A 23,318-nucleotide genomic window follows, 5' to 3' on the forward strand; every position below is an offset into this window, starting at 1 on the left:
CTCAAAAGCAAAACTGGTGAAGCAGGTGAAGCAAGTGAATTACTTCTCGACGATCGCGAGCACGTCGCGAGCCGAGAGGACGAGGTACTCGTCGCCGTTGTACTTCACCTCGGTGCCGCCGTACTTGCTGTACAGCACGACATCGCCGACCTTCACGTCGAGCGGCAGGCGCTCGCCGTTCTCGAAGCGGCCCGGGCCCACGGCGAGGACAGCACCCTCCTGGGGCTTCTCCTTCGCGGTGTCCGGAATGACCAGGCCAGAGGCCGTGGTCTGCTCGGCGTCGAGCGGCTGGACCACAATGCGGTCCTCGAGCGGCTTGATGGCAACCTTGGAGCTGGCGGTCGTCACGATCCGGTCTCCCCCTTCGGAGATCTACGGGGTTAACAGTCTGGGGTGGCGACCAGGTGGATCCGTCGTCGCGGGTGCCGGACCTGCCCGTCGCTGGTTGGCACTCTCCAGTGGTGAGTGCCAAGGCCGAGACTAGGACGACGATTAGCACTCGGTCAAGCGGACTGCTAATTCACTGACGCGGGTCTTATCCCGACGGGGACGCCGAAGGGCCCCCGCGCCCCTCGGGGCAACGTTCCTTCACGTCGGGCGGTTCCGTCTCCGCGGCCGTGTGCCGCCCGGCTTTCGGCGCTCCCGCGGGTGGGGCGCAGCTGGGCGACGCCCCCGGTTTCCGCGGCGGGACCTTCTCCGCCGCCTTGCGGCCGAGGCGCTCGATCGGGTCCACCGACTGCGCGCACCCGGCGAGCAGCGCGGGCGCGAGCACGCCTGCCGCGACGGCCGCGGCGAGGCAGTGGCGCGCCCGCGCCCGCCCGGTCACAGGTAGTCCTCCAGCCTGGCCACCGCGTACCCCTTGTCGGTGACCGTCTTCATGACCTTGCGGACCATGTCGGGCATGCTGCCCTTCCAGTCCTCGCGCCCCCTGAAGTGCGTGAGGATGATGTCGCCGGGGTGCAGGTCCCGGTCCCACTCGCGCCACTCCATGTGGTCGGCGAAGGCCTCGGACGCCCACAGCGGCACGGCCTTGATCCCGCAGGACTTGGCGGCCCGCAGCGTGTCCGCGTTGTAGTTGCCGTACGGCGGGCGGAAGAGTTCGGGCCGCTTGCCGTAGCGCTTCTGGATGACGTTCTGCATGCCGCAGATCTCGCGGCGCTGGCCCGCGTACGAGAGACCCGGCATGTAGCGGTGGTTGAGGGTGTGGTTGTTCAGGACGACACCGCGCGACTGCATCTTCTTGAAGTAGCCGTAGTCCTCCTTGACCAGGTAGTCGCTGAGGAATGCGGTGTACGGGATCTGGAGTTCGCTCATCATCTTGAGCAGCTCCGGGTCCTTCTCGGCGCCGTCGTCGATGGTCAGGAAGACGATCTTCTTCTTGGTCGGGATCGTCGTGAAGACCGGCGGCAGACTCTCCTGCCCCTTGACCTCGAACCCCTTGCGGGTGGTGATCCGCGGCTTATTGTCCGGGGCATGCGGTGCGGCCAGCGGGGTCTTCGCCAGGCCCCAGCGCTTCGCGGCTGCGGCGCGGGCGACCTGGGTGACGCGGAGTTTGTGGGCGTAGGAGTCGAGGGCGCGGGCGGGCGGCGCGTCCAGGCGCTGCTGACCGGGGGCGGGGTTCGCGCCGCCGTCGGCGCCCGAGGCGCAGCCGGAGGCGATCGCGGCGACGACGAGCACGGCCACCCCGGCACGCACTTGTCCCCTGACCCGACGCCGCGCCGGGCCCCGCCCCCGGCTCTGCCATTTTTGGCTGAATTCGTCGTTTTGTCGTACTAGTTGCATGGCGCCGGATCTTTGCAGCTCACAGGCCCGGTGCCGGGCCGACACCGCCACCGGGCGCGCACCATCCACCGACTGGCCCACAATGGGCCGGGTGAACGACCTCGACCGTGATCCGACTGCCCCGACCGCCCTGACCTCCTTCTCCCCGCTGCTCACCCCCGAAGGACGGTCGCTGCTCGATCTCGACGAGGTGCGGGAGGCCGATCCGGCCCGGGAGCTGGCCGTCGCGACGCGCCTGCGCCGCGAGCACCCGGCGGAGCTGGTCACGGCGGTGCTCGCGCAGGCGCGGCTGCGGCGCCGTGCGGTGGCGAAGTTCGGCGCCGAGGACGCGGGGCGGATGTTCTTCACGCCGAACGGCGTCGAGCAGGCGACCCGGACGAGCGTGGCCGTGCACCGCGCCGAGAGCTTCAGGGCGCTCGGCGTACGGAGTGTGGCCGACCTCTGCTGCGGCATCGGCGGCGACGCCATCGCCCTCGCGCGCGCCGGGATCGCCGTCCTCGCCGTCGACCGTGACCCGCTGACCTGCGCGGTGGCGCGCGCGAACGCGGAGGCCCTTGGCCTCGCCGACCTCATCGAGGTGCGCGAGGCCGATGTCACCGAGGTCGACACGTCCGCGTACGACGCGGTCTTCGTGGACCCGGCGCGGCGCGGCGGGCGAGGCCGGATCTTCGACCCCGAGGCATACTCCCCGCCGCTCTCCTGGGCGATCGAGGCCGCCCGCAAGGCCCCGCACGCGGCACTGAAGATCGCGCCCGGCGTTCCGCACGAGGCGGTGCCCGCCGACGCCGCGGCGGAGTGGATCTCGGACGGCGGAGACGTGAAGGAGGCCGTGCTGTGGTTCGGCACGGACGCCCCTTCCTCGCACCGGGCGACCCTGCTGCCCTCGGGCGCCTCCCTGTGGTCCTCGCTCGACGCGATGCTGCCGGATCCGGGGGTACGGCCGGTGGGGCGTTATCTGTACGAGCCGGACGGCGCCGTCATCCGTGCGCATCTGGTCGCGGAGGTGGCCGCGCGGGTGGAGGGCGGTCTGATCGACGAGACCATCGCGTACGTCACCTCCGACGCGCCGCACGCGACGCCGTACGCGGTGGCGTACGAGATCACCGACCAACTCCCCTTCGGGGTCAAGAAGTTGAAGACGGTGCTGCGGGAGCGGGAGGTCGGGATCCTGACGGTGAAGAAGCGGGGCTCGGCAGTGGAGCCGGAGGAACTGCGACGCAAGGTGAAGCCGCAGGGCAAGAACTCCGCGACGGTGTTCCTGACGCGGGTGGCGGGGGCGCCGACGATGCTGATCGGGCGGCCGGTGACGGAAGCCTGAGACGGGAGTCTCCGCCCCCGTTGATCACCGGCTCCGCCGAGTTCGTCCTCAAACGCCGGACGGGCTGATTCGTCCGGGCTTCTCGCCCAGAGTCTGCGACGAATCTTCTTGGCCGTACGGCTGCGCAGGTTGTGGCCGTAGGGGAGCGCGATGCAGCACCGCCGTGGCGACGGCCACCCCGGTGACGCCCGACGCCACCGCCCACTCAGCTGGGAGCGGTCATCGACGGGCTTCTGGTGCAGGCCCGGCGCCCTGAACCACCCGCGACGGCAGGGCGCGTCAGCCGAGCCCCGCCGACTCGAACCGCCACCTGTGCACCGCCCGCGTCACCAACTCCGGTGCGGGCTCCGGGAGTTCGGGGAGGTCGGCGTCGTACGCGGCGTTCCACCAGGTCAGCACGAGGACCCGGTCCTGCGGGGCGCGGAAGCTCTCCCGGCGGACCGGCTCGCCGTCCAGGACCTGGGCCCGCGCCCACGCGAGCAGTTCCTCGCCCCGCCCGTCGGCGGCGCGGGCCTCCCACATCAGCGCGACGGTCACGAGTACAAGTTCTCCTTGCTGACCTCGTGCACGTGATCGTGGCCGTGGTCGTGCGTGTGGCCCGGCACGTGCGGCTCCGTCACCGGCAGCGAGGAGTCCGCCGAGAGGTCCCAGTCGGAGGCCGAGCGGTTCCGTGCCACCATCTCCGCGCCCAGCGCGGCCACCATCGCGCCGTTGTCCGTGCACAGCTTCGGCCGCGGCACCCGCAGCCGGATCCCGGCCGCCTCGCAGCGCTCCTGCGCCAGGGCGCGCAGCCGCGTGTTGGCGGCCACGCCACCGCCGATCATCAGGTGGTCCACGCCCTCGTCCTTGCAGGCCCGCACGGCCTTGCGGGTCAGCACGTCGACGACCGCCTCCTGGAAGGACGCCGACACATCGCGAACGGGCACGTCCTCGCCCGCCGCCCGCTTGGCCTCGATCCAGCGCGCGACGGACGTCTTCAGACCGGAGAAGGAGAAGTCGTACGGGGCGTCGCGCGGCCCGGTGAGACCGCGCGGGAACGCGATCGCATTGGGGTCGCCCTCCTTCGCGTACCGGTCGATGACGGGACCGCCGGGGAAGCCCAGGTTCAGCACCCGCGCGATCTTGTCGAAGGCCTCACCCGCCGCGTCGTCGATGGTCGCGCCCAGCGGCCGCACGTCCGAGGTGATGTCGGTGGAGAGCAGCAGCGAGGAGTGGCCGCCGGAGACGAGCAGCGCCATCGTCGGCTCGGGCAGGGCGCCGTGCTCCAGCTGGTCCACGCAGATGTGCGAGGCCAGGTGGTTCACGCCGTAGAGCGGCTTGCCGAGCGCGTACGCGTACGCCTTGGCCGCCGATACGCCCACGAGCAGCGCGCCCGCGAGGCCGGGCCCGGCGGTCACCGCGATGCCGTCCAGGTCCTTGGCCGTGACGCCCGCTTCCTTCAGGGCGCGCTCGATGGTCGGCACCACCGCCTCCAGGTGCGCGCGCGAGGCGACCTCGGGCACGACGCCGCCGAACCGGGCGTGCTCGTCGACGCTGGAGGCGATGGCGTCGGCGAGCAGGGTGGTGCCGCGGACGATGCCGACGCCGGTCTCGTCACAGGAGGTCTCGATGCCGAGAACGAGAGGTTGGTCGCGCGAGTCAGCCATGGGTGTCGGATCCTTGTACGGAAGTTGATGGATCGGTCAGGCGCATGACGAGGGCGTCCACATTGCCCGGCTGGTAGTAGCCGCGCCTGAAGCCGATGGGCTCGAAACCGAAGCGCTCGTACAGCTTCTGCGCCCGGGTGTTGTCGACCCGCACCTCGAGCATGACCTCGGCACACTCGAAGGCGGTCGCCGCGTTCAGCAGGTCGGTAAGGAGCCGGGAGCCGAGCCCCGTGCCCCAGTGGCTCGGGGCCACCGCGATGGTCTGTACGTCGGCCTGGTCACCGCCGGACGCGAGCCCCGCGTAACCGACGAGACGCTCGTCGTCCATGGCCACCACATAGCGGCGGGTGGCCAGCGGACCGCGCGCGTGGGAGAGCTCGGACCAGAACATGCCGCGCGACCACGCGTCGTCCGGGAAGAGTTCCTTCTCCAGGACGAAGACGGGCTCGATGTCCCACCAGCGCATCTCGCGCAGGACGACTGTCGTCACGGACGTCACTTGGGGGTGACCACCTTGTAGTTCTTGGGGACCTGGGCGTCGGGGCGCCGCAGGTACAGCGGCCGGGGCGCGGCCAGTTCCTCGCCCGCGGCCAGCCTTTCTGCCGCCAGCGCGGCCAGCGAGGCCGCCGAGACGTGCTCGGGGGCGCGGGCGTCCGGGAAGGTCTCGGGGTAGAGGACCGCGCCGGCGCCGACCGCGGGCAGGCCCGCGACCTCGTCGGCGATGTCGGCGGGGCGGTCCACGGCGGCCTCGGTGAGGCGGGTGCGCGGGTCCGCGTACCGCGCCCAGTAGACCTCCTTGCGGCGCGCGTCGGTGGCGACGACGAAGGGGCCGCCCTCGATGCCGGACTCGTACGCAAGGCCGTCGAGCGTGCACACCCCGTGCACCGGCACGCCGAGCGCGAGGCCGAAGGTGTCGGCGGTCATCAGGCCGACACGCAGACCGGTGTACGGGCCGGGGCCCACGCCGACGACGATGCCGGTCACGGCGTCGAGCCTGCGGCCCGCCTCGGCGAGCACCCGGTCGACGGCGGGGAGCAGCAGCTCGCCGTGTCGGCGGGCGTCCACCTGACTGGAGGCTGCGACGACGGACGAGCCGTCGTGCAGCGCGACGGTGACGGCGGGGGTGGCGGTATCCAGAGCGAGCAAGAGCACGCGAATAGCCTACGGCTCCGACGCCCGGAGCACGGCCGCCCGAGGATGCCGCACACCTGCTGCTAACGTCACCCCATAGCCGTACGGAGTACGAAGAGGGTGGCGCAGGTGTCCAGGAGCAGCTCGGGATTCGTGGCCGGGCTCACCGCCGCTGCGCTCGCCGCGGTCGGCTTCCTCGCTTTCCAGGCCTCGGCCAACGTGCCGGACACCCTGGGCAAGAAACCGGACGCCTCCCCCTCCGCGTCGACCACCCGCTCCCCCAAGGAGAAGGCAGACCCGACGACGGTCCCCGCGCAGTCCGGTGCGGGCGAGCGGGTCGTCTACTCGGTGGGCGAGGACCGCGTGTGGCTGGTCGGCGGCTCCGGCAAGGCGCAGCGCACCTTCAAGGTCACCCCGAGCACGGTGGACCCGGTCCCCGGCACGTACGCCGTCACCTCGCGCTCGGGCACCGTCACCGGAACGGACGGCGTGGCGATCGAGCACGTCGTGCGCTTCGCGACCGTGGACGGGATCGCGATCGGCTTCAGCGCGGCGGTGGACGGCTCGACGCCGAAGCCGGACCTGTCGAAGAAGACCGGCGGCATCCGCGAGTCGCGCAAGGACGGCAACGCGATGTGGGAGTTCGCGACGATCAGCAAGAAGGTCGTCGTCGTTCCGTAGCCGCTTCGCCCCTGGGTGCCGGATCGCGTGGCGGTGTGGACACCTCGCTCGCGGCCGCGCAGGACGCCAGCAGATCGCGCATCGAAATCCCCGACGGCCCCGACAGCCCGTGCGGCCGGGGCTTGGCGTCATGTTCTGAAGCCGACATGGATGCCTCCTGGGCTCCGGGGGCAGACGTGGTTAGGTAGACCTAACCCGTACTGGTATCCATGTGACCACGCGCGACGCGCGCCGCGCAACATCTTCCCGACGCCTTGTCGGAATGTTGGGCGAAAAGACGAGGATCAGGCCGAAAGCAGCGTGAGGTCGGCTTCGGCCCAGCGCGGTCCGACGCCGGTCAGCGTCACTTCTCGCACCTCGTCCGTCGTGTCGCCGACGGTCCGGTCGATGACGACACGCAGCCGGTCGTCGGAGAGCTCCTCGACCTTGCCGTCGCCCCACTCCACGACGATCACCGATTCGGGCAGCGAGACGTCGAGGTCGAGGTCCTCCATCTCGTCGAGGCCGCCGCCCAGGCGGTACGCGTCCACGTGCACCAGGGGCGGCCCTTCGGAGAGGGACGGGTGGACGCGGGCGATGACGAAGGTCGGTGACGTGACGGCGCCGCGCACGCCGAGGCCCTCGCCGAGGCCGCGGGTCAGGGTCGTCTTGCCGGCGCCGAGCTCGCCGGTGAGCATCACGAGGTCACCGGGGCGCAGCAGCTTGGCCAGGCGGCGACCCAGGTCGCCCATCTGCTCGGGGGAGGTGACGGTGATGCCGAGGGAGTTCACGGGGGCCGGATCGTTCACGGGGGCCGGGTTGTGCGGTGCTTCCATGCCCACCCACGTTAGCCGCTGGACGTCCGTGCATCGGCCGAAGCCGGCGTCGCCCCCGCACGCGCGAGAAGGTCCGCCAGGCGGTCCGTGACGACCTCGGGGTGCTCCAGCATGGCCAGGTGCCCGGCGTCCGGGACGAGCACCAGTTCGGCGTCCGGGAGCAGACCGGCGATGGCCTCGCTGTGCTCGCTCGGCGTCACCAGGTCCTTGTCCCCCGCCAGGACGAGCACCGGAAGCTGGGCGAAGTGCTTGAGCGCCTCCGCCTTGTCGTGCTCGGCGAACGCCGGATAGAACTCCGCGACCACGTCGATCGGCGTCGACTCGATCATCCGCTCGGCGAACCGCGAGATCGCCGGGTCCACTTCCCTCGACGAGAACGAATAGCGCTTGATGACTCCGGCGAAGAGGTCCGCGGTGGCCCGCCGCCCCTTCTCCACCAGCTCGGCCTGCGACCCGAGGGCCTTCAGGACCCCCGGAAGCACACGCCGCACGGCGTTCATCCCGGCGACCGGGAGGCCGAAGTTGACCTGGCCGAGCCGCCCGGACGACGTACCGACGAGGGCGACGCCGACGACGCGCTCGCGGATCAGTTCCGGGTAGTGATCGGCGAGGGCCATCGTCGTCATGCCCCCCATGGAGTGCCCGACGAGGACCAGCGGCCCCTCGGGCGCCGCCGCGTCGATGACGGTCTTCAGGTCCCGCCCCAACTGGTCGATGGAGACCGGCGTCCCGTCCGTCTGCGCCACGCCGCGCCCCGAACGGCCGTGGCTGCGCTGGTCCCAGTACACGCAGCGCACGACGCCCCGCAGGGCAGCCCGCTGGAAGTGCCAGGAGTCCTGGTTCAGGCAGTAGCCGTGGCTGAAGACGACGGTGACGGGAGCGGGCACCTTGCGCCCGAAGAGCCTGCGGCGGCGCGGCACCTGATCGCCGTCCGCCTCCACCTCGTCGACCTCGTACGAGAGTTCCGTGCCGTCGTCCGCGTACGCCGTGCCCGGCAGGCCGCGCAGCGAGCCGTACGGACCGGACGCGTCGAGTGCGAGCCGCGCCTTCTTGCGCATGCCGCGGCCGACGGTCAGCCGCTCGATGGCCACACCGGCCGCCGCGCCCGCGGCGACGACACCTATCGCGGCACCGGCGAAGCCGGCCCTGCGCCAGTTCCCGGCCGCCGCGGCGACTTCCGTCACCACGTCCGCGGCCGCCCCCGTGCTGGTCTCGCTCACGTACCGCTCCTCCTCACTCTTCGGGTCGCTCGTTCACATGGACGCGCGGGACACGCGATCCGATGCGGGTGACGATCTCGTACGCGATGGTGCCCGCCGCCTGCGCCCAGTCCTCGGCGGTCGGCTCACCCCGGTCGCCGGGACCGAACAGGACCACTTCGGAGCCCACCGCCGGCTCGTCACCGCCGAGGTCGACCACGAACTGGTCCATCGCCACCCGCCCGGCGACGGTCCGCAGCTTGCCGCCGACGAGCACGGGTCCGGTGCCGGACGCGTGGCGCGGAACCCCGTCCCCGTACCCGACGGGGACGAGTCCAAGGGTCGTCTCACCGGGTGTGACGTAGTGATGCCCGTAACTCACGCCGTGACCCCCCGGGGCGTGCTTCACCAGGGCGAGCGAGGCGCTGAGCCGCATGACAGGGCGCAGCCCGAACTCCTCCGATGTGCCGACCTCGGGGCTGGGCGAGATCCCGTACATCGCGATCCCGGGCCGTACGAGGTCGAAGTGGGTCTCCGGAAGGGTGAGCGTGCCGGGCGAGTTGGCGATGTGCCGCACCTCGGGCCGGATGCCCCGCTCCTCGGCGGCCGCGACCATCTCGCGGAACAGGGTGAGTTGGGCCGCGATGGACGGGTGCCCCGGCTCGTCGGCGCACGCGAAGTGCGACCAGAGTCCGGTGACCCGCACCAGGCCCTCGGCCTCGGCCTGCAGCGCCTGCGAGACGAGTTCGGGCCAGTCGGCGGGCATACAGCCGCCCCGCCCGAGGCCGGTGTCGGCCTTCAGCTGGATACGCGCCGTACGCCCCACGGTCCGTGCGGCGGCGGAGACTTCGCGCAGCGCCCAGAGGCCGCTCACCGACATGTCGAGGTCGGCCTCGATGCCCTCGGCCCAGGGCCCGCCCGGCGTCCACAGCCAGCACATCAGGCGCCCCTCGATCCCGGCGGCCCGCAGCGCGAGGGCCTCCTCGGGGGTCGCGGTGCCCACCCAGGTGGCTCCGGCCTCGACGGCCGCGCGGGCGCAGGGCACCATCCCGTGGCCGTACGCGTCCGCCTTCACGACGGCCATGAAGGCGGCTCCTGGTGCGTGCGCGCGCAAAGTCCGCACGTTGGCCCGGAGGGCGGCCAGGTCGATCTCGGCGCGGGCACGCAAAGGTGCGGTCTCAGTCATAACGCCGACCAGTGTCTCAGAGCGGCGCCTGGCCCCTGGCCTGTGCCCGCTCCCCGCATCCGCCCCTGACCGAACAAGCTTTCCCGCCCACCCACCCGATTGCCCCGCAGCGATCAGCCGCAGTCGGCAGCGCGCGCGAGGGGACGTGCCGGTATGTCTGCCCGGAGCACGGTTTCCGGCGCTCCGGTGCCGAAGCAGCCCCGCGGCCACCGGACGATAGCGAGGACGGACATACCGGAACGGCCCCGCACCCACACACGGAGCGGCCCCGAGGCACCGCACGCCGCCCCGCAGACGGCAACGCACGGCCCCAGCCCCGCAGGGAACCCGCGCCGCCCAGCCGGACGCTAGTCCCCCCGTACATCCCGCCAAGCCGCAGGAATCGACTCCGCCACGTCATGCGCCCCCACCGGCGCCCCATCCGCCGCATGCCGCCCGGCAAGGCCATGCAAGTACGCGCCCACCGCCCCCGCGTCCCCCGCACCAAGACCCGCCGCCAGCAACGCCCCCGCGAGCCCCGAAAGGACGTCCCCGCTGCCCGCGGTGGCCAGCCACGGCGTCCCCGTGGGGTTGACCCGTACCGGAGCCCCGCCCTCCGGCCCCGCGACCAGCGTCGTGGACCCCTTGAGCAGCACCGTCGCCCCGTACCGCCCCGCGAGCTCCCGCGCCGCGGCGAGGCGCCCGCGCTCCACCTCCTCGCGCGCGACCCCCAGCAGCGCGGCCGCCTCCCCCGCGTGCGGTGTCAGCAAGGTGGGCGCCTGGCGCCCCCGCACGGCCGCCGCGTCGGCGAGGCGCAGCCCGTCCGCGTCGATCAGCACCGGCACATCGGCGGCCACCACGTCCGCGAGCCGCTCGGCGTCGTCCCCCAGCCCCGGCCCGACCACCCACGCCTGCACGCGCCCGGCCTTGGACGGCGGACCGGCGGAGACGAGGGTCTCCGGGAACCGCGCGATGACGGCGTCCGCCGCGTGCCCCACGTACCGCACGGCCCCCGCGCCACCCCGCAGCGCACCCGCGACCGCGAGCACTGCGGCCCCGGGGTACCGGGCGGACCCTGCGACGATCCCCACGACGCCCCGCCGGTACTTGTCGCTCTCCCCGGTCGGCATCGGCAGCAGCGAGGCGACATCGACGTACTGCAGAGCTTCGACCTCGCCTCCGCCCAGCTCAGGAAGGCTCAGCTCGAGCCCGATGTCGACAAGGCGCACCACACCCGCGTACTCCCGCCCGGGATCGATGAGGAGCCCCGGCTTGTACGCCCCGAAGGTGACCGTCACGTCGGCCCGCACCGCGTCGCCGACGACCACCCCGCTGTCCGCGTCGACTCCGCTCGGCAGGTCGACGGCGACCACGGGGATACCCAAATCCCGTACGGCACCCACCAGTTCCGCGGCCGGCTCCCGCAGCCCGCCCTTTCCGCCGATCCCCACGATCCCGTCGACCACGAGATCAGCCGCGCGAAGGACTCCGTCCACGCCCTCGTCCGCGGCGACCCGTCCCCCGGCCGCACGGAAGGCGGCGAGCCCGCCCGCGTGCACCCGTTCGGGCGAGAGCAGCACCGCCGACACCCCGGCCCCACGCCGGGCGAGCCGGGCCCCGGCGTACAGCGCGTCGCCGCCGTTGTCCCCGCTCCCCACGAGCAGCACGACCCGGGAGCCGTACACCTTGCCGAGCACCTCGGCACAGACCACCGCGAGCCCGGCCGCCGCCCTCTGCATCAGGGCACCTTCCGGCACCCTCGCCATCAGCTCCCGCTCAGCAGCCCTGACCGTCTCCACCGGATACGCGATACGCATACCCCGAGTGTCACCCGGCGCCCACCCCTCAGCAATCAGCCCTCGGCGATCACCACCGCGGAGGCCACCCCCGCGTCATGGCTGAGCGAGACATGCCAGGACCGCACCCCAAGCTCGGCGGCCCGCGCGGCCACCGTCCCCTTGACCCGAAGCCGCGGCTGCCCGCTCCCCTCGACATACACCTCCGCGTCCGTCCAGCGCAGCCCCGCGGGCGCGCCGAGCGCCTTGGCCAGCGCTTCCTTCGCCGCGAACCGGGCCGCAAGCGAGGCGATGCCCCGCCGCTCCCCGCTCGGCAGCAGCAACTCCCGCTCCACGAAGAGCCGCCCGGCCATCCCGGAGGTGCGCTCGAGCGCCGCCTCGAACCGCTCGATCTCGGCCACGTCGATTCCGACCCCAATAATCACGGCAGCAGCCTACGAGGACGGGCACCTCATCCGTTCAAGCCCCGCACGGGGTGACACACCCCACCCCCCGGCCCGTTCAAACAGCCGTAACAATGGACTGTGATCTCATCGGTCTCCGAACCCGCGACGAACCCGCGGAGCGCCCACCGGCACAGGCCGGAGGCGACTCCCTACGTCGACCTCACCCGCACCGAGTGGAGCGCCCTGCGTGACAAGACGCCGCTTCCCCTGACCGCCGAGGAGCTGGAGAAGCTCCGCGGCCTGGGTGATGTCATCGACCTGGACGAGGTGCGGGACATCTATCTGCCGCTCTCGCGCCTCCTGAACCTCTACGTAGGCGCCACCGACGGCCTGCGCGGCGCCCTGAACACCTTCCTCGGCGAGAAGGGCTCCCAGTCGGGCACCCCCTTCGTCATAGGGGTCGCCGGATCGGTGGCCGTCGGCAAGTCGACCGTCGCCCGCCTCCTCCAGGCCCTGCTCTCCCGCTGGCCCGAGCACCCCCGCGTCGAGCGCGTGACGACCGATGGCTTCCTCCTGCCCACCAGGGAGCTGGAGGCCCGCGGCCTGATGTCCAGGAAGGGCTTCCCGGAGTCGTACGACAGAAGGGCCCTGACCCGCTTCGTGGCGGACATCAAGGCGGGCAAGGACGAGGTGACCGCGCCCGTCTACTCCCACCTGATCTACGACATCGTGCCGGACCAGCGCCTGACGGTCCGCCGCCCCGACATCCTCATCGTCGAAGGCATCAACGTCCTGCAGCCGGCCCTGCCCGGCAAGGACGGCCGCACCCGCGTGGGACTCGCCGACTACTTCGACTTCAGCGTGTACGTGGACGCGCGCGCCGAGGACATCGAGCGCTGGTACCTCAACCGCTTCAAGAAGCTCCGCGCCACCGCTTTCCAGGACCCGTCCTCGTACTTCCGCAAGTACACCCAGGTCTCGGAGGAGGAGGCCCTGGACTACGCCCGCACGACCTGGCGCACCATCAACAAGCCCAACCTCCTGGAGAACGTGGCCCCCACGCGCGGCCGGGCCGCCCTGGTCATCCGCAAGGGCGAGGACCACAAGGTGCGGAAGCTGAGCCTGCGCAAGCTGTGACCCCGTCGCTCCCCCGGTAGCCTGCGCGGATGCTGCATCTGCGCCTGATCACCCCGGCGGACAAGACCGACGACGTGGTGCGTCTGATCGAGAGGACGGTCGGCACCACCCACCTCGCCGTGGTGCCCGGCGCGGCCCGCAACCCCGTGGGCGACGTCGTGATGTGCGACGTGGCCCGCGAGGCGGGCGACGAACTGATCGGCGGTCTGCGCTCGCTCGGCATCGACGAGTCGGGGTCGATCGCGGTCGAGAACATCGACCTGTCCCTGTCCCAGCGTGCCGACAAGGCCGAGGACGACGCCCCGGGCGAAGGCGCGGACGCCGTTCTGTGGGAGCAGCTCTCCGACGCGACCCACGAGGAGTCGACGCTCTCGGCCACCTACGTCGCGTTCATCACGCTCGCCACGATGATCGCGGCCTGCGGCGTGGTCCTGGACAACGCAATCCTGATCGTGGGAGCGATGGCGGTGGGCCCCGAGTTCGGCCCCCTGGCGGGTTTCTGCACCGCCCTGGTCCAGCGCGCCCCGCGCCTCGCCGTGCGCTCGCTCGTCGCGATCCTGGTGGGCTTCGCCGTCGCGATGGCGGTGACGGTGGGCTTCAGCCACTTCATGGATGCCGTCGGCCTCTTCACCGAGAAGCAGTTGGAACAGGACCGTCCCAACACCGGCTTCGTCTACGCGCCCGACTGGTTCTCGTTCGTCGTGGCGGTCCTGGCCGGAGCCGCCGGCACGCTCTCGCTGACCTCGGCCAAGTCGGGCGCCCTGGTGGGCGTCGCCATTTCCGTGACGACCGTCCCCGCCGCGGCCAACGCGGCGGTGGCGCTCAGCTACGGCGACGCGAAACAGACCTGGGGTTCCACCGAGCAGCTGCTGCTCAACCTGCTCGGCATCATCGTCGCCGGTACGCTCACGCTGCTCGTCCAGAAGTTCCTCTGGGCCAGGCAGCGCGAACGTACCGCCGGGAAACAGCCGGTCTAGCCCAGCGCGGACTTCACCACGTCGGCGAGGCGCTCGGCCACGGACCGCGCCTGGTCGATGTCGGCGGCCTCCACCATGACGCGCACCAGCGGCTCCGTGCCGGACGAGCGCAGCAACACCCGGCCCGTGGCGCCCAGTTCACGCTCGGCCTCGGCGACGGCGGCCGACAGCTCGGCGGAGGTGTCGACCCGCGTCTTGTCGACGTCGGGCACGTTGATCAGGATCTGCGGAAGCCGCTCCATGACCCCGGCGAGCTCCGCGAGGCTGCGCCCGGTTTCGGCGACGCGTGCCGCGAGCAGCAGCCCCGTCAGGGTGCCGTCGCCCGTGGTCGCGTGGTCAAGGACGATGACGTGCCCGGACTGCTCGCCGCCGAGGGCGAAGCCGTGCTGCTTCATCGACTCCAGGACGTACCGGTCGCCGACGGCGGTCTGCACGAGGGAGAGGCCCTCGCGCTCCATGGCGAGCTTGAAGCCCAGGTTCGACATGACCGTCGCGACGACGGTGTTCTCGCGCAGCGAGCCGTGCTCGCGCATGGCAAGCGCCAGGACGGCGAGGATCTGGTCCCCGTCGATCTCGGCACCCGTGTGGTCCACGGCGAGGCAGCGGTCCGCGTCACCGTCGTGCGCGACACCGAAGTCGGCGCCGTGTTCGACGACGGCGGCCTTGAGCAGGTCCAGGTGCGTGGACCCGCAGCCGTCGTTGATGTTCAGGCCGTCCGGCTTGGCGCCGATCGTGATGATCTCGGCACCGGCGCGCGCGAACGCCTCGGGCGAGACACGGGCGGCGGCGCCATGCGCCTCGTCGAGGACGATCTTCAGTCCGTCGAGGCGGTTGGGGAGCACGCCGAGGAGGTGCGCCACGTACTGGTCGAGGCCCTGGTCGTACGTCTGCACACGGCCGACGCCCGCGCCCGTGGGGCGCTGCCAGGGAGCGCCGGTGCGGTGCTCCTCGTACACGGACTCGATGCGGTCCTCCAGCTCGTCGGCCAGTTTCTGGCCGCCGCGCGCGAAGAACTTGATGCCGTTGTCCGGCATGGCGTTGTGGCTCGCGGAGAGCATCACGCCGAGGTCGGCGCCCAGCGCACCGGTGAGATGCGCCACCGCGGGGGTGGGCAGCACACCGACGAGCTGGACGTCCACTCCCGCGCTCGCGAGACCGGCGACCACCGCGGCCTCCAGGAACTCCCCTGACGCACGCGGGTCACGCCCGACCACCGCGACGGGCCGATGCCCCTCGAACGTTCCCACCTCGCCGAGCACATGAGCCGCCGCGACGGAGAGACCGAGCGCGAGCTCGGCCGTCAGATCCGCGTTGGCGACCCCGCGCACGCCGTCCGTACCGAAGAGTCGTCCCACTGCTGTCCTCCTCCGGACTTCTGACCCCGGCGACACCGGGGTCCCGCCCCGGTGTCGCCGGGGTTTGCGATAAACGAACGCCCCGGCAGCACACAACGTGCCGCCGGGGCGAACGAGAAGTACAAGCAGGCAGATTAGCGCTTGCTGTACTGCGGAGCCTTGCGGGCCTTCTTGAGACCGGCCTTCTTGCGCTCGACCGCACGGTCGTCACGCTTGAGGTAACCGGCCTTCTTGAGGGCGGCGCGGTTGTTGTCGACGTCGGCCTCGTTCAGCGCACGGGCGACACCGAGACGGAGCGCACCGGCCTGACCGGAGACGCCGCCACCCGAGATGCGGGCGATGACGTCGTAGCGGTTGTCGAGCTCGAGCACCTTGAAGGGCTCGTTGACTTCCTGCTGGTGGACCTTGTTCGGGAAGTAGTCCTCGAGCGTGCGCCCGTTGACCTTCCACTTGCCGGTGCCCGGGACGATCCGGACGCGGGCGATGGCGTTCTTGCGACGGCCCAGGCCGGCGGCCGGCTGGGGGTCGCCGAAGCGCGCGGCGTTCGACTCCGAGGTGTACTCGCCCTCGACGGGCGCCTCGGACTCGGTGGTGTACTGCTCGACGTCAACAACCTCGGTCTCTTCGACCGGCTGCTCAACGGTGGTCTCGGCCACGATTCTCCTCAGATCTTTCTTTACGTCTTAGGGGGTGTGGCCGGAACTACTGCGCGACCTGGGTGATCTCGAACGGGACCGGCTGCTGAGCGCCGTGCGGGTGCTGGTCGCCCGCGTAGACCTTCAGCTTCGAGAGCATCTGACGGCCCAGGGTGTTCTTGGGGATCATGCCCTTGATGGCCTTCTCGACGGCCTTCTCGGGGTTCTTCTCAAGAAGCTCGTCGTAGCGGACGGAACGCAGACCACCCGGGTAACCGGAGTGGCGGTACGCCAGCTTCTGGGTCTTCTTGTTGCCGGACAGGTGAACCTTGTCGGCGTTGATGATGATGACGAAGTCGCCCATGTCCATGTGGGGGGCGTAGATCGCCTTGTGCTTGCCCCGCAGGAGGTTGGCGGCAGTGGTCGCCAGACGGCCCAGGACGATGTCCTGGGCGTCGATGACGTGCCACTGGCGGGTCACATCGCCGGGCTTGGGGCTGTACGTACGCACTTCGTAGCCTTCGCTTCTTCAGTGGATGGGGTCCAGACACACGGATCCCCGGAAGCGAATCATGCAGCTGGGGCTCACAATGCCGGGGACGCTGCCCGTATGCGAGCCACTGGTAACTGCTCCAGGGAACCTACGTAAGGGCCCTTTCGCGTGAGAACGACGAAACCCAATACGTATAACAATCCTCGAGAGTACCCGCGCCGCCCCGTACGGGTCAAAACGCGGATCTGGAGACCGGTACCGGCGACTCCACCACCCCAGGAGGATCTGTGCCGTCCAGGGTAACCGCGCGCGGCCGCAGACAGCACCAGCCTGCCGTGAAGGCCAGCACACACAGCGTGACGCAGTCCCGGAAGGCCCGCCGGTTGCCGGGTTCCAGCCAAGGCCAGGTGAACCCGGGGATCTGCGGGACGAGCGCCAGCCAGAACCACTTGTCCCGGGCCACCGCACCCGGCACGAGCGCCCCGGAGAGCAGCAGCGGCACGACGACGAGCAGATAGTGGTCGTACGACGGCCTGGAGACCAAGAAGGCCGCCAGCATCAGCATCACGGCCGTCTCCACCACCCGCGGCACCTGAGCGCCCCCGCCCCGCCAGCGCCGCCACGCGCACCACACCCCCGCTCCCGCGGCCAAGATCGCGAACACCGACGCCACCGCCTGCGGCACGCCGAGCCGCGGCAGGATCGCGGCGGGTGACGCCTCGTAGAGCCGTACGAAGCTGTCGTCGCTCCGCAGCAGGAACGGCAGCGTCCGCGTGAAGAACCCCGCGGGGTCCGGCATGGTCAGCGCCGCGCCCACCGAAATCACCGCGGGCAGGAGCACCGCGGCCCCGAGCGCGCGCCACTGCCGGGCGAAGACGAAGAGCAGCACCACCGGCACGAGCAGCGGCTTCACGGCGACCACGGCCCCGATCACCAGGCCCGCGGCCATCCACCTGCCCCGGCACACGAGCAACAGCGCGAGCGGCAGCGCGGCCGCAGACGCCACGGTCCAGTTGCCGAGCCGGACGAGATGCCCGAACGGCGCGAACCCCACGGCGAGCGCGAGCAGACCGAGCACCGCGAACCGGCTGCGCCAGGCCACCCCGTGGATCCGCAGCGCACACCCCCACCCGAGGACGAGCGAGGCCGCGACCCCCGCCGGGACGAGGAACCGCACGACGGACTGCGGAAGCACCGTCTGTGGCGCCGCCGCGAGCACGGCGCCCGGCAGATAGAGGAAGTGCCGGTCGGCATAGGGCGAACGCCCCTCGAGCCATGCCTCGCCGGCCCGCACCACGATGGCGTTGTCCATCCCGCCGACCTCGGACCGCAGCCCCACCCGGATGACCGTGGCGAGCAGCACGACCCCCAGCGCCGCCCAGGCATGCCAGGTCGCCGGCCGCAGCAACCACCCGCTAACAGTTACTTTGCCCGTATTCATAGGGATCAGGCTAGGTCGACCACCTCCCCCGGCCCCCGCTCAACATCCCCAACTCCCCGTCTAAGATGCGGCGCATGAGCTTTGGGCAAGGGGGACCTCAGTGGGGTCCAGGGGATTCACAGACCCCTGACTGGGCGGCGCTCGCCGAGGCGTCCGAATCGCGCACCCGGCGCCGCAAGTGGCTGATGATCGGCGGCGGCGCGCTCGCCACCGTCGTGGTCGCGGCCGCCGTCGCCGTCGCGGTCGTCTCCGCGAACAGCGACAACACCTCCGCTTCGAACAAACCGGCGAGCGAGCTGCCCTCGACCGCGGACATCCCCGGCGCGAGCGAGAACCCCGGGCCGTCCTTCGAGGAGACGACGCCGCCGCCCCCGCCGGACCCCAAGGAGTTCATCTCCAGCGCCAAGAAGGACAAGGCGCCGCTCAGCGCCGACACGCTCTTCCCCGGCAAGTCGCTGACCTCGGGCGACCGCGTCTACAAGAAGGGCGCCACCAGCGGCACGAAGAAGTGCGCGAGCGTCACCCAGGCCAAGCTCGGCGCGATCCTCACGAAGAACGACTGCACGCAGCTCTTCCGCGCCAGCTACGTGAAGGACAACATCGCCGTCACGGTCGGCGTCGCCGTCTTCGACACCGCGGCCCAGGCCGCCAAGGTCAACGACCAGGCGAAGGAAGGCCTGGTCCTCTCCCTGTCCGGCAAGGGCGTGCCCGCCTTCTGCCGTACGGCGGTCTGCCGCGGCACCTACAACGCCTACGGCCGCTACGCCTACTTCACGACCTCCGGCTTCACCAGCGACAAGGACGTCACCACGAAGGAGCGCAAGGTCTACACGACCGGCGACGACCTGGCCCGCTTCGCCTTCGGCCAGATCAACCGGCGGGGCGAGGCCCAGGCTTCCGCCGCGGCCAACGCCCCGCAGTAGTCCGGCGGCCGACGGTCCGGCAGCCGGGGCTCAGCAGCACCCGGCGCCGGGCAACGTCCGCTTGTTGCGCGCTTCCTTGCTCCGCGCGGCGAGCAACTCGTCGGCGGGGTAACCGACTTCCTCAAGGGTCAGCCCGTGCGGCCGTACGACATGCACGGCGGAGTCCCGCACCCCAGCGGCAAGCACCTTGGCGGGCCACTCCACGGGCCGATGCCCGTCTCCCACGAACAACATGGCACCCACCAGCGACCGCACCATGTTGTGGCAGAAGGCATCGGCCCGCACGGTCGCCTCGAGGATCCCGTCCGGCCGCCGCTCCCACCGCAGTTCCTGGAGCGTACGGATGGTGGTGGCACCCTCGCGCCGCTTGCAGTAAGCAGCGAAGTCATGCTCGCCGAGGAGCTTCTCGGCAGCGGCGTTCATCGCGTCGAGGTCCAACTCCCAGTCGTGCCACAGCACATGACTGCGCAACAGCGGGTCGACACCGCCGGGGTGGTCCGTCACGCGATAGGCGTAACGCCGCCACACGGCCGCGAACCGCGCGTTGAACCCGGCGGGAGCCTCGGCCACCTTCCACACCCGCACATCGTGCGGCAGCCGCCCCGCCAGCCTGCGCAGCAGCTTGTCACTGTGCTCGGCCCACACGCTCTCCGGCAGGTCGACGTGGGCGACCTGCCCCCGCGCGTGCACCCCACTGTCGGTCCGCCCGGCCACGGTCAGCTCGTACGTCTCCTGCGACCGCGTCACGGTCTTCAGCGCGGCCTCGATCTCCCCCTGGACGGTCCGCTGCCCCTGCTTCTGCTTGGCCCAGCCGGAGAAGTCCTTGCCGTCGTACGAAAGATCCAGCCGCACCCGCACGAACCCGGGCTCTACTTCATCACTCACACCAACAATCCTCTCAGCACCAGGTACATGCGAAAGCGGGCCCGCCCCGAAGGGCGGACCCGCTCACAGCAAGGCAGAGCCTCAGGCGTCCTTGGACTCGTCCTTGGACTCCTCGGCAGCCTCGTCACCCTTGGTCGTGTCGACCTTGGGCTCAGAAACCTCGGCGTCCTTGGCAGAGCGCTTCGTCGCCGCCTCGGCCTCACCGGTGGCCTCCTGGGCCACGGTCAGGGCCTCGACCAGCTCGATGATCGCCATGGGCGCGTTGTCGCCACGACGGTTACCGATCTTGGTGATACGGGTGTAGCCACCCGGGCGGTTCTCGTAGCGCGGGCCGATCTCCGTGAAGAGCGTGTGCACGATGCTCTTGTCGGTGATGACGGACAGCACCTGGCGGCGGTTGTGAAGGTCACCCTTCTTCGCCTTGGTGACCAGACGCTCCGCGTAGGGACGCAGACGACGGGCCTTCGCCTCGGTGGTGGTGATGCGGCCGTACTCGAAGAGCTGCTTGGCGAGGTTCGCCAGCAGAAGCTTCTCGTGCGCGGCGCTGCCGCCCATACGGGCACCCTTGGTGGGCTTCGGCATGGTGTTTCTCCTTCATCGCTGCACCGGCCGTATCAGGTACCGGTGTCAGTGCCCGTGGGGCGGCCGCCCCACGGGAAATCTTTTTTCTAGTACTGCTCGGTCTCGACGAACCCGGCGTCCGCGTCGTCGTCAGCCCCGAAGGCGTCAGCGGCAGCGGTGGGGTCGAACCCGGGAGGCGAGTCCTTCAGCGCGAGGCCCATGCCATTGAGCTTCATCTTGACCTCGTCGATCGACTTCGCACCGAAGTTGCGGATGTCGAGCAGGTCCGCCTCCGAGCGGGCCACGAGCTCACCCACGGAGTGGATGCCCTCGCGCTTGAGGCAGTTGTACGACCGAACGGTGAGCTCGAGCTCCTCGATCGGCAGCGCCAGGTCAGCGGCCAGGGCCGCGTCCGTCGGCGAGGGGCCCATGTCGATGCCCTCGGCGTCGATGTTGAGCTCGCGGGCCAGACCGAACAGCTCGACCAGGGTCTTGCCTGCGGACGCCATGGCGTCACGCGGGCGCATGGCCTGCTTGGTCTCGACGTCGACGATCAGCTTGTCGAAGTCGGTGCGCTGCTCGACTCGGGTCGCCTCGACCTTGTAGGTGACCTTCAGCACGGGGCTGTAGATGGAGTCGACCGGGATGCGGCCGATCTCCTGGCCGACCTGCTTGTTCTGGACGGCGGAGACGTAGCCGCGACCGCGCTCGACGGTCAGCTCCATCTCCAGCTTGCCCTTGCCGTTGAGCGTGGCGAGAACGAGGTCGGGGTTGTGCACCTCGACACCGGCCGGGGGCGCGATGTCGGCGGCGGTGACCAGACCGGGGCCCTGCTTGCGCAGGTACATCACGACAGGCTCATCGTGCTCACTGCTCACGACGAGCTGCTTGATGTTGAGGATGAGGTCGGTGACGTCTTCCTTGACGCCCGGCACGGTGGTGAACTCGTGCAGGACACCGTCGATGCGGATGGACGTGACGGCCGCACCCGGGATCGAGGAGAGAAGGGTCCGACGCAGCGAGTTGCCGAGGGTGTAACCGAAGCCCGGCTCCAGCGGCTCGATCACGAACCGGGAGCGGAATTCGTCGACGACCTCTTCGGTCAACGAGGGACGCTGAGCGATCAGCATGAAGTATTTCCTTCAGCTCAGGGGCACCCACTATTTGATGCCCTGATGCCACCGGGCGGTAGCCCGATGTATATGCAGTACAAGGGTACGGGCGGTACGGCTCCGAGGAGCCGTACCGCCCGAAATATCCCTGGGTCAAGCGACGTGCGTCAGACGCGGCGACGCTTGGGGGGACGGCAGCCGTTGTGCGGCGTCGGCGTGACGTCCTGGATCGAGCCGACCTCGAGGCCGGTCGCCTGCAGCGAACGGATGGCGGTCTCACGACCGGAACCCGGACCCTTGACGAAGACGTCAACCTTGCGCATGCCGTGCTCCTGGGCGCGACGCGCGGCCGACTCGGCGGCCATCTGCGCGGCGAACGGAGTCGACTTGCGCGAGCCCTTGAAGCCGACGTGGCCGGCGGAGGCCCAGCTGATCACGTTGCCCGTGGGGTCCGTGATCGAGACGATGGTGTTGTTGAACGTGCTCTTGATGTGGGCGTGCCCGTGAGCGACGTTCTTCTTTTCCTTGCGGCGCACCTTCTTGGCAGCGCCCTGACGACCCTTGGGGGGCATCTATTACTCCTACGGGAGGTGGTCGGTCCTGCAGCGACAGCTGTCGATAGACCGCTGAGCGAGGACTACTTCTTGCCCGGCTTCTTCTTACCGGCGATGGCGCGACGCGGGCCCTTGCGGGTACGAGCGTTCGTGCTGGTGCGCTGACCGCGGACGGGCAGGCCACGACGGTGACGAAGACCCTGGTAGCAACCGATCTCGACCTTGCGGCGGATGTCGGCCTGGATCTCGCGGCGGAGGTCACCCTCCGTCTGGATGTTGGCGTCCACGTACTCGCGGATCTTGATCAGGTCCTCTTCGGACAGATCACGAACACGGGTGTTGCGGTCCACACCGGTGGCGTCCAGCGTCTGCTGGGACAGCGTGCGGCCAATGCCGAACACGTACGTGAGGGCAACCTCGACACGCTTTTCGCGCGGGAGGTCAACACCTTCAAGGCGTGCCATTCAAGGCTCCTGTTGATTTTCGGAGGTCTTCAGCAGAACCGTTCCCAGGTGCCGTACGAGGTACATCCTGGGTCCCCGGCCTCCGACCGGGGGTGTCGCCCTCCATCACTGAAGAGGGACGGGTCCTGCACATGTGCTTACGTGCGTCGCGCGAAAATCTGCGAACTGCAGTGCGTCAGCCCTGGCGCTGCTTGTGGCGCGGGTTGTCGCAGATAACCATGACCCGGCCGTGACGGCGGATCACCCTGCACTTGTCGCAGATCTTCTTGACGCTCGGCTTGACCTTCATTGGGTGAGGTTCTCCGGGTCAGTGCCATCACCCCACGTGAATGGGGTGCGGGCAAGATCTACTTGTACCGGTAGACGATCCGGCCACGCGTCAGGTCGTACGGAGACAGCTCCACCACGACCCGGTCGTCAGGGAGGATGCGGATGTAGTGCATGCGCATCTTGCCGCTGATGTGTGCCAGGACCTGGTGGCCGTTCTGGAGCTCTACCTTGAACATGGCGTTCGGGAGAGACTCGACGACAGTGCCTTCGATCTCGATGGCACCTTGCTTCTTGGCCACGCTTTGCCCTTCGAATCGACTACCTTGATCGACTTCGTACGCCGCATGCAGACACACGGATGCACGAGAGCCGACGAGTCAGTCTACGTCAGGCACCCCGGAAACACGAATCGAGGAAGAATGCCCCATCGGGATGATCCTTAAGCAAAGATGCCCGGCTGTGCTCACCACTGCCGGGTACCGCTCCAGCGGCGCCCGCCCCGACGCAGGCGGGTTTCCGTAAACCCAGGGGTCCGTCAGCCCAGCGGGTCCGGCGCGACAGTAACCCCGTACTCCGCCAGCTTGGCCTTGCC

Annotated in this window: 27 protein-coding genes and 1 pseudogene; 5 read left to right on the top strand and 23 right to left on the bottom strand. The window is 70.2% G+C overall.

The features are described 5' to 3' along the window. Positions 1-39: 39 nt before the first annotated feature. The 3 genes from groES to ACZ5U5_RS19705 form a co-directional block, all read right to left on the bottom strand. Positions 40-348 carry a co-chaperone GroES gene (gene groES, locus ACZ5U5_RS19695; protein ID WP_006347174.1) on the bottom strand — a complete coding sequence of 103 codons (309 nt, stop codon included), beginning with the start codon at positions 346-348 and terminating at the stop codon, positions 40-42. A 187-nt stretch (positions 349-535) separates the two neighbouring features. Next, positions 536-826 (bottom strand): hypothetical protein, encoded by a 291-nt coding sequence (locus ACZ5U5_RS19700; RefSeq protein ID WP_469023206.1) that lies wholly within the window; start codon positions 824-826, stop codon positions 536-538. Further along, positions 823-1,782 (bottom strand): polysaccharide deacetylase family protein, encoded by a 960-nt coding sequence (locus tag ACZ5U5_RS19705; RefSeq protein ID WP_469023208.1) that lies wholly within the window; start codon positions 1,780-1,782, stop codon positions 823-825. Before ACZ5U5_RS19705 ends, ACZ5U5_RS19700 begins: the two co-directional genes overlap by 4 nt. 82 nt (positions 1,783-1,864) lie before the next feature. On the opposite strand from ACZ5U5_RS19705, the gene ACZ5U5_RS19710 reads away from it, so the two are divergent. After that, entirely contained in the window at positions 1,865-3,100 is a 1,236-nt protein-coding gene (locus ACZ5U5_RS19710) for a class I SAM-dependent methyltransferase (RefSeq protein WP_469023758.1), read from the top strand. Positions 3,101-3,379: 279 nt separating this feature from the next. Here the strand turns inward: ACZ5U5_RS19710 and ACZ5U5_RS19715 are convergent, their stop codons facing one another. Genes ACZ5U5_RS19715 through tsaB form a run of 4 tightly spaced genes read right to left on the bottom strand, consistent with a single transcriptional unit; the run spans position 3,380 to position 5,898 of the window. Continuing rightward, on the bottom strand, positions 3,380-3,637 hold the full coding sequence (locus ACZ5U5_RS19715) for a hypothetical protein (protein WP_469023210.1): 258 nt from the start codon (positions 3,635-3,637) through the stop codon (positions 3,380-3,382). After that, the gene (gene tsaD / locus ACZ5U5_RS19720; RefSeq protein ID WP_469023213.1) at positions 3,634-4,746 is read right to left on the bottom strand and encodes a tRNA (adenosine(37)-N6)-threonylcarbamoyltransferase complex transferase subunit TsaD; all 1,113 of its coding nucleotides are present in this window, start codon (positions 4,744-4,746) and stop codon (positions 3,634-3,636) included. The genes ACZ5U5_RS19715 and tsaD overlap by 4 nt, the downstream gene beginning before the upstream one ends. Further along, a complete protein-coding gene (gene rimI, locus ACZ5U5_RS19725; RefSeq protein ID WP_469023761.1) occupies positions 4,739-5,212 on the bottom strand; it encodes a ribosomal protein S18-alanine N-acetyltransferase in 474 nt (157 codons plus the stop codon). Before rimI ends, tsaD begins: the two co-directional genes overlap by 8 nt. Positions 5,213-5,241: 29 nt before the next feature. Continuing rightward, positions 5,242-5,898 carry a tRNA (adenosine(37)-N6)-threonylcarbamoyltransferase complex dimerization subunit type 1 TsaB gene (gene tsaB, locus ACZ5U5_RS19730; RefSeq protein WP_469023216.1) on the bottom strand — a complete coding sequence of 219 codons (657 nt, stop codon included), beginning with the start codon at positions 5,896-5,898 and terminating at the stop codon, positions 5,242-5,244. A gap of 108 nt (positions 5,899-6,006) precedes the next feature. On the opposite strand from tsaB, the gene ACZ5U5_RS19735 reads away from it, so the two are divergent. Beyond that, positions 6,007-6,558, top strand: a complete 552-nt coding sequence (locus ACZ5U5_RS19735; protein ID WP_469023219.1) for a hypothetical protein — start codon at positions 6,007-6,009, stop codon at positions 6,556-6,558. A gap of 284 nt (positions 6,559-6,842) precedes the next feature. Here ACZ5U5_RS19735 and tsaE read toward each other — a convergent pair whose 3' ends face one another. The 5 genes and pseudogenes from tsaE to ACZ5U5_RS19760 all read right to left on the bottom strand — a co-directional run bounded on the left by tsaE (position 6,843) and on the right by ACZ5U5_RS19760 (position 11,958). Next, positions 6,843-7,373, bottom strand: coding sequence for a tRNA (adenosine(37)-N6)-threonylcarbamoyltransferase complex ATPase subunit type 1 TsaE (tsaE, locus tag ACZ5U5_RS19740; protein ID WP_469023221.1), 531 nt, complete (start codon positions 7,371-7,373; stop codon positions 6,843-6,845). Between the two features lie 35 nt (positions 7,374-7,408). After that, positions 7,409-8,593: pseudogene (locus ACZ5U5_RS19745) on the bottom strand (alpha/beta fold hydrolase); the annotation flags it as partial. A 13-nt stretch (positions 8,594-8,606) separates the two neighbouring features. After that, positions 8,607-9,758: an alanine racemase gene (alr, locus tag ACZ5U5_RS19750; protein ID WP_469023224.1), complete on the bottom strand. Its 1,152-nt coding sequence runs from the start codon at positions 9,756-9,758 to the stop codon at positions 8,607-8,609. 347 nt (positions 9,759-10,105) lie between these two features. Then, positions 10,106-11,554 (bottom strand): NAD(P)H-hydrate dehydratase, encoded by a 1,449-nt coding sequence (locus ACZ5U5_RS19755; RefSeq protein WP_469023226.1) that lies wholly within the window; start codon positions 11,552-11,554, stop codon positions 10,106-10,108. A gap of 35 nt (positions 11,555-11,589) precedes the next feature. Beyond that, a complete protein-coding gene (locus tag ACZ5U5_RS19760; RefSeq protein WP_365823521.1) occupies positions 11,590-11,958 on the bottom strand; it encodes a holo-ACP synthase in 369 nt (122 codons plus the stop codon). Positions 11,959-12,057: 99 nt separating this feature from the next. On the opposite strand from ACZ5U5_RS19760, the gene coaA reads away from it, so the two are divergent. Beyond that, a complete protein-coding gene (coaA, locus tag ACZ5U5_RS19765) occupies positions 12,058-13,056 on the top strand; it encodes a type I pantothenate kinase (protein WP_453686833.1) in 999 nt (332 codons plus the stop codon). 29 nt (positions 13,057-13,085) lie between these two features. Beyond that, positions 13,086-14,033, top strand: a complete 948-nt coding sequence (locus ACZ5U5_RS19770; RefSeq protein WP_469023229.1) for a DUF389 domain-containing protein — start codon at positions 13,086-13,088, stop codon at positions 14,031-14,033. Here ACZ5U5_RS19770 and glmM read toward each other — a convergent pair. From glmM to ACZ5U5_RS19790, 4 genes are all read right to left on the bottom strand, one after another. Next, entirely contained in the window at positions 14,030-15,388 is a 1,359-nt protein-coding gene (glmM, locus tag ACZ5U5_RS19775) for a phosphoglucosamine mutase (protein ID WP_469023231.1), read from the bottom strand. The genes ACZ5U5_RS19770 and glmM overlap by 4 nt on opposite strands. Before the next feature lie 134 nt (positions 15,389-15,522). After that, entirely contained in the window at positions 15,523-16,044 is a 522-nt protein-coding gene (rpsI, locus tag ACZ5U5_RS19780; RefSeq protein WP_249588321.1) for a 30S ribosomal protein S9, read from the bottom strand. A gap of 46 nt (positions 16,045-16,090) precedes the next feature. Further along, positions 16,091-16,534, bottom strand: a complete 444-nt coding sequence (rplM, locus tag ACZ5U5_RS19785) for a 50S ribosomal protein L13 (protein ID WP_160506678.1) — start codon at positions 16,532-16,534, stop codon at positions 16,091-16,093. A gap of 214 nt (positions 16,535-16,748) precedes the next feature. Continuing rightward, positions 16,749-17,957 carry a glycosyltransferase family 87 protein gene (locus tag ACZ5U5_RS19790; protein ID WP_469023234.1) on the bottom strand — a complete coding sequence of 403 codons (1,209 nt, stop codon included), beginning with the start codon at positions 17,955-17,957 and terminating at the stop codon, positions 16,749-16,751. 74 nt (positions 17,958-18,031) lie between these two features. On the opposite strand from ACZ5U5_RS19790, the gene ACZ5U5_RS19795 reads away from it, so the two are divergent. Next, positions 18,032-18,880 (top strand): hypothetical protein, encoded by an 849-nt coding sequence (locus ACZ5U5_RS19795; RefSeq protein ID WP_469023235.1) that lies wholly within the window; start codon positions 18,032-18,034, stop codon positions 18,878-18,880. A gap of 30 nt (positions 18,881-18,910) precedes the next feature. Here the strand turns inward: ACZ5U5_RS19795 and truA are convergent, their stop codons facing one another. The 7 genes from truA to infA form a co-directional block, all read right to left on the bottom strand. Beyond that, complete coding sequence (truA, locus tag ACZ5U5_RS19800; RefSeq protein ID WP_469023237.1) at positions 18,911-19,765, bottom strand: tRNA pseudouridine(38-40) synthase TruA; 855 nt, start codon at positions 19,763-19,765, stop codon at positions 18,911-18,913. 81 nt (positions 19,766-19,846) lie between these two features. After that, positions 19,847-20,347, bottom strand: coding sequence for a 50S ribosomal protein L17 (gene rplQ, locus ACZ5U5_RS19805; RefSeq protein ID WP_469023240.1), 501 nt, complete (start codon positions 20,345-20,347; stop codon positions 19,847-19,849). Positions 20,348-20,433: 86 nt separating this feature from the next. Continuing rightward, complete coding sequence (locus tag ACZ5U5_RS19810) at positions 20,434-21,456, bottom strand: DNA-directed RNA polymerase subunit alpha (RefSeq protein WP_016645160.1); 1,023 nt, start codon at positions 21,454-21,456, stop codon at positions 20,434-20,436. 149 nt (positions 21,457-21,605) lie between these two features. Further along, positions 21,606-22,010 (bottom strand): 30S ribosomal protein S11, encoded by a 405-nt coding sequence (rpsK, locus tag ACZ5U5_RS19815; RefSeq protein WP_003948617.1) that lies wholly within the window; start codon positions 22,008-22,010, stop codon positions 21,606-21,608. A gap of 65 nt (positions 22,011-22,075) precedes the next feature. After that, entirely contained in the window at positions 22,076-22,456 is a 381-nt protein-coding gene (gene rpsM, locus ACZ5U5_RS19820) for a 30S ribosomal protein S13 (RefSeq protein ID WP_135332566.1), read from the bottom strand. A 175-nt stretch (positions 22,457-22,631) separates the two neighbouring features. Continuing rightward, on the bottom strand, positions 22,632-22,745 hold the full coding sequence (rpmJ, locus tag ACZ5U5_RS19825; protein WP_003974245.1) for a 50S ribosomal protein L36: 114 nt from the start codon (positions 22,743-22,745) through the stop codon (positions 22,632-22,634). A gap of 58 nt (positions 22,746-22,803) precedes the next feature. Next, positions 22,804-23,025, bottom strand: coding sequence for a translation initiation factor IF-1 (gene infA, locus ACZ5U5_RS19830; protein ID WP_003948620.1), 222 nt, complete (start codon positions 23,023-23,025; stop codon positions 22,804-22,806). Positions 23,026-23,318: the final 293 nt, after the last annotated feature.

This window comes from Streptomyces sp. NPDC033177 (genome assembly GCF_055577715.1).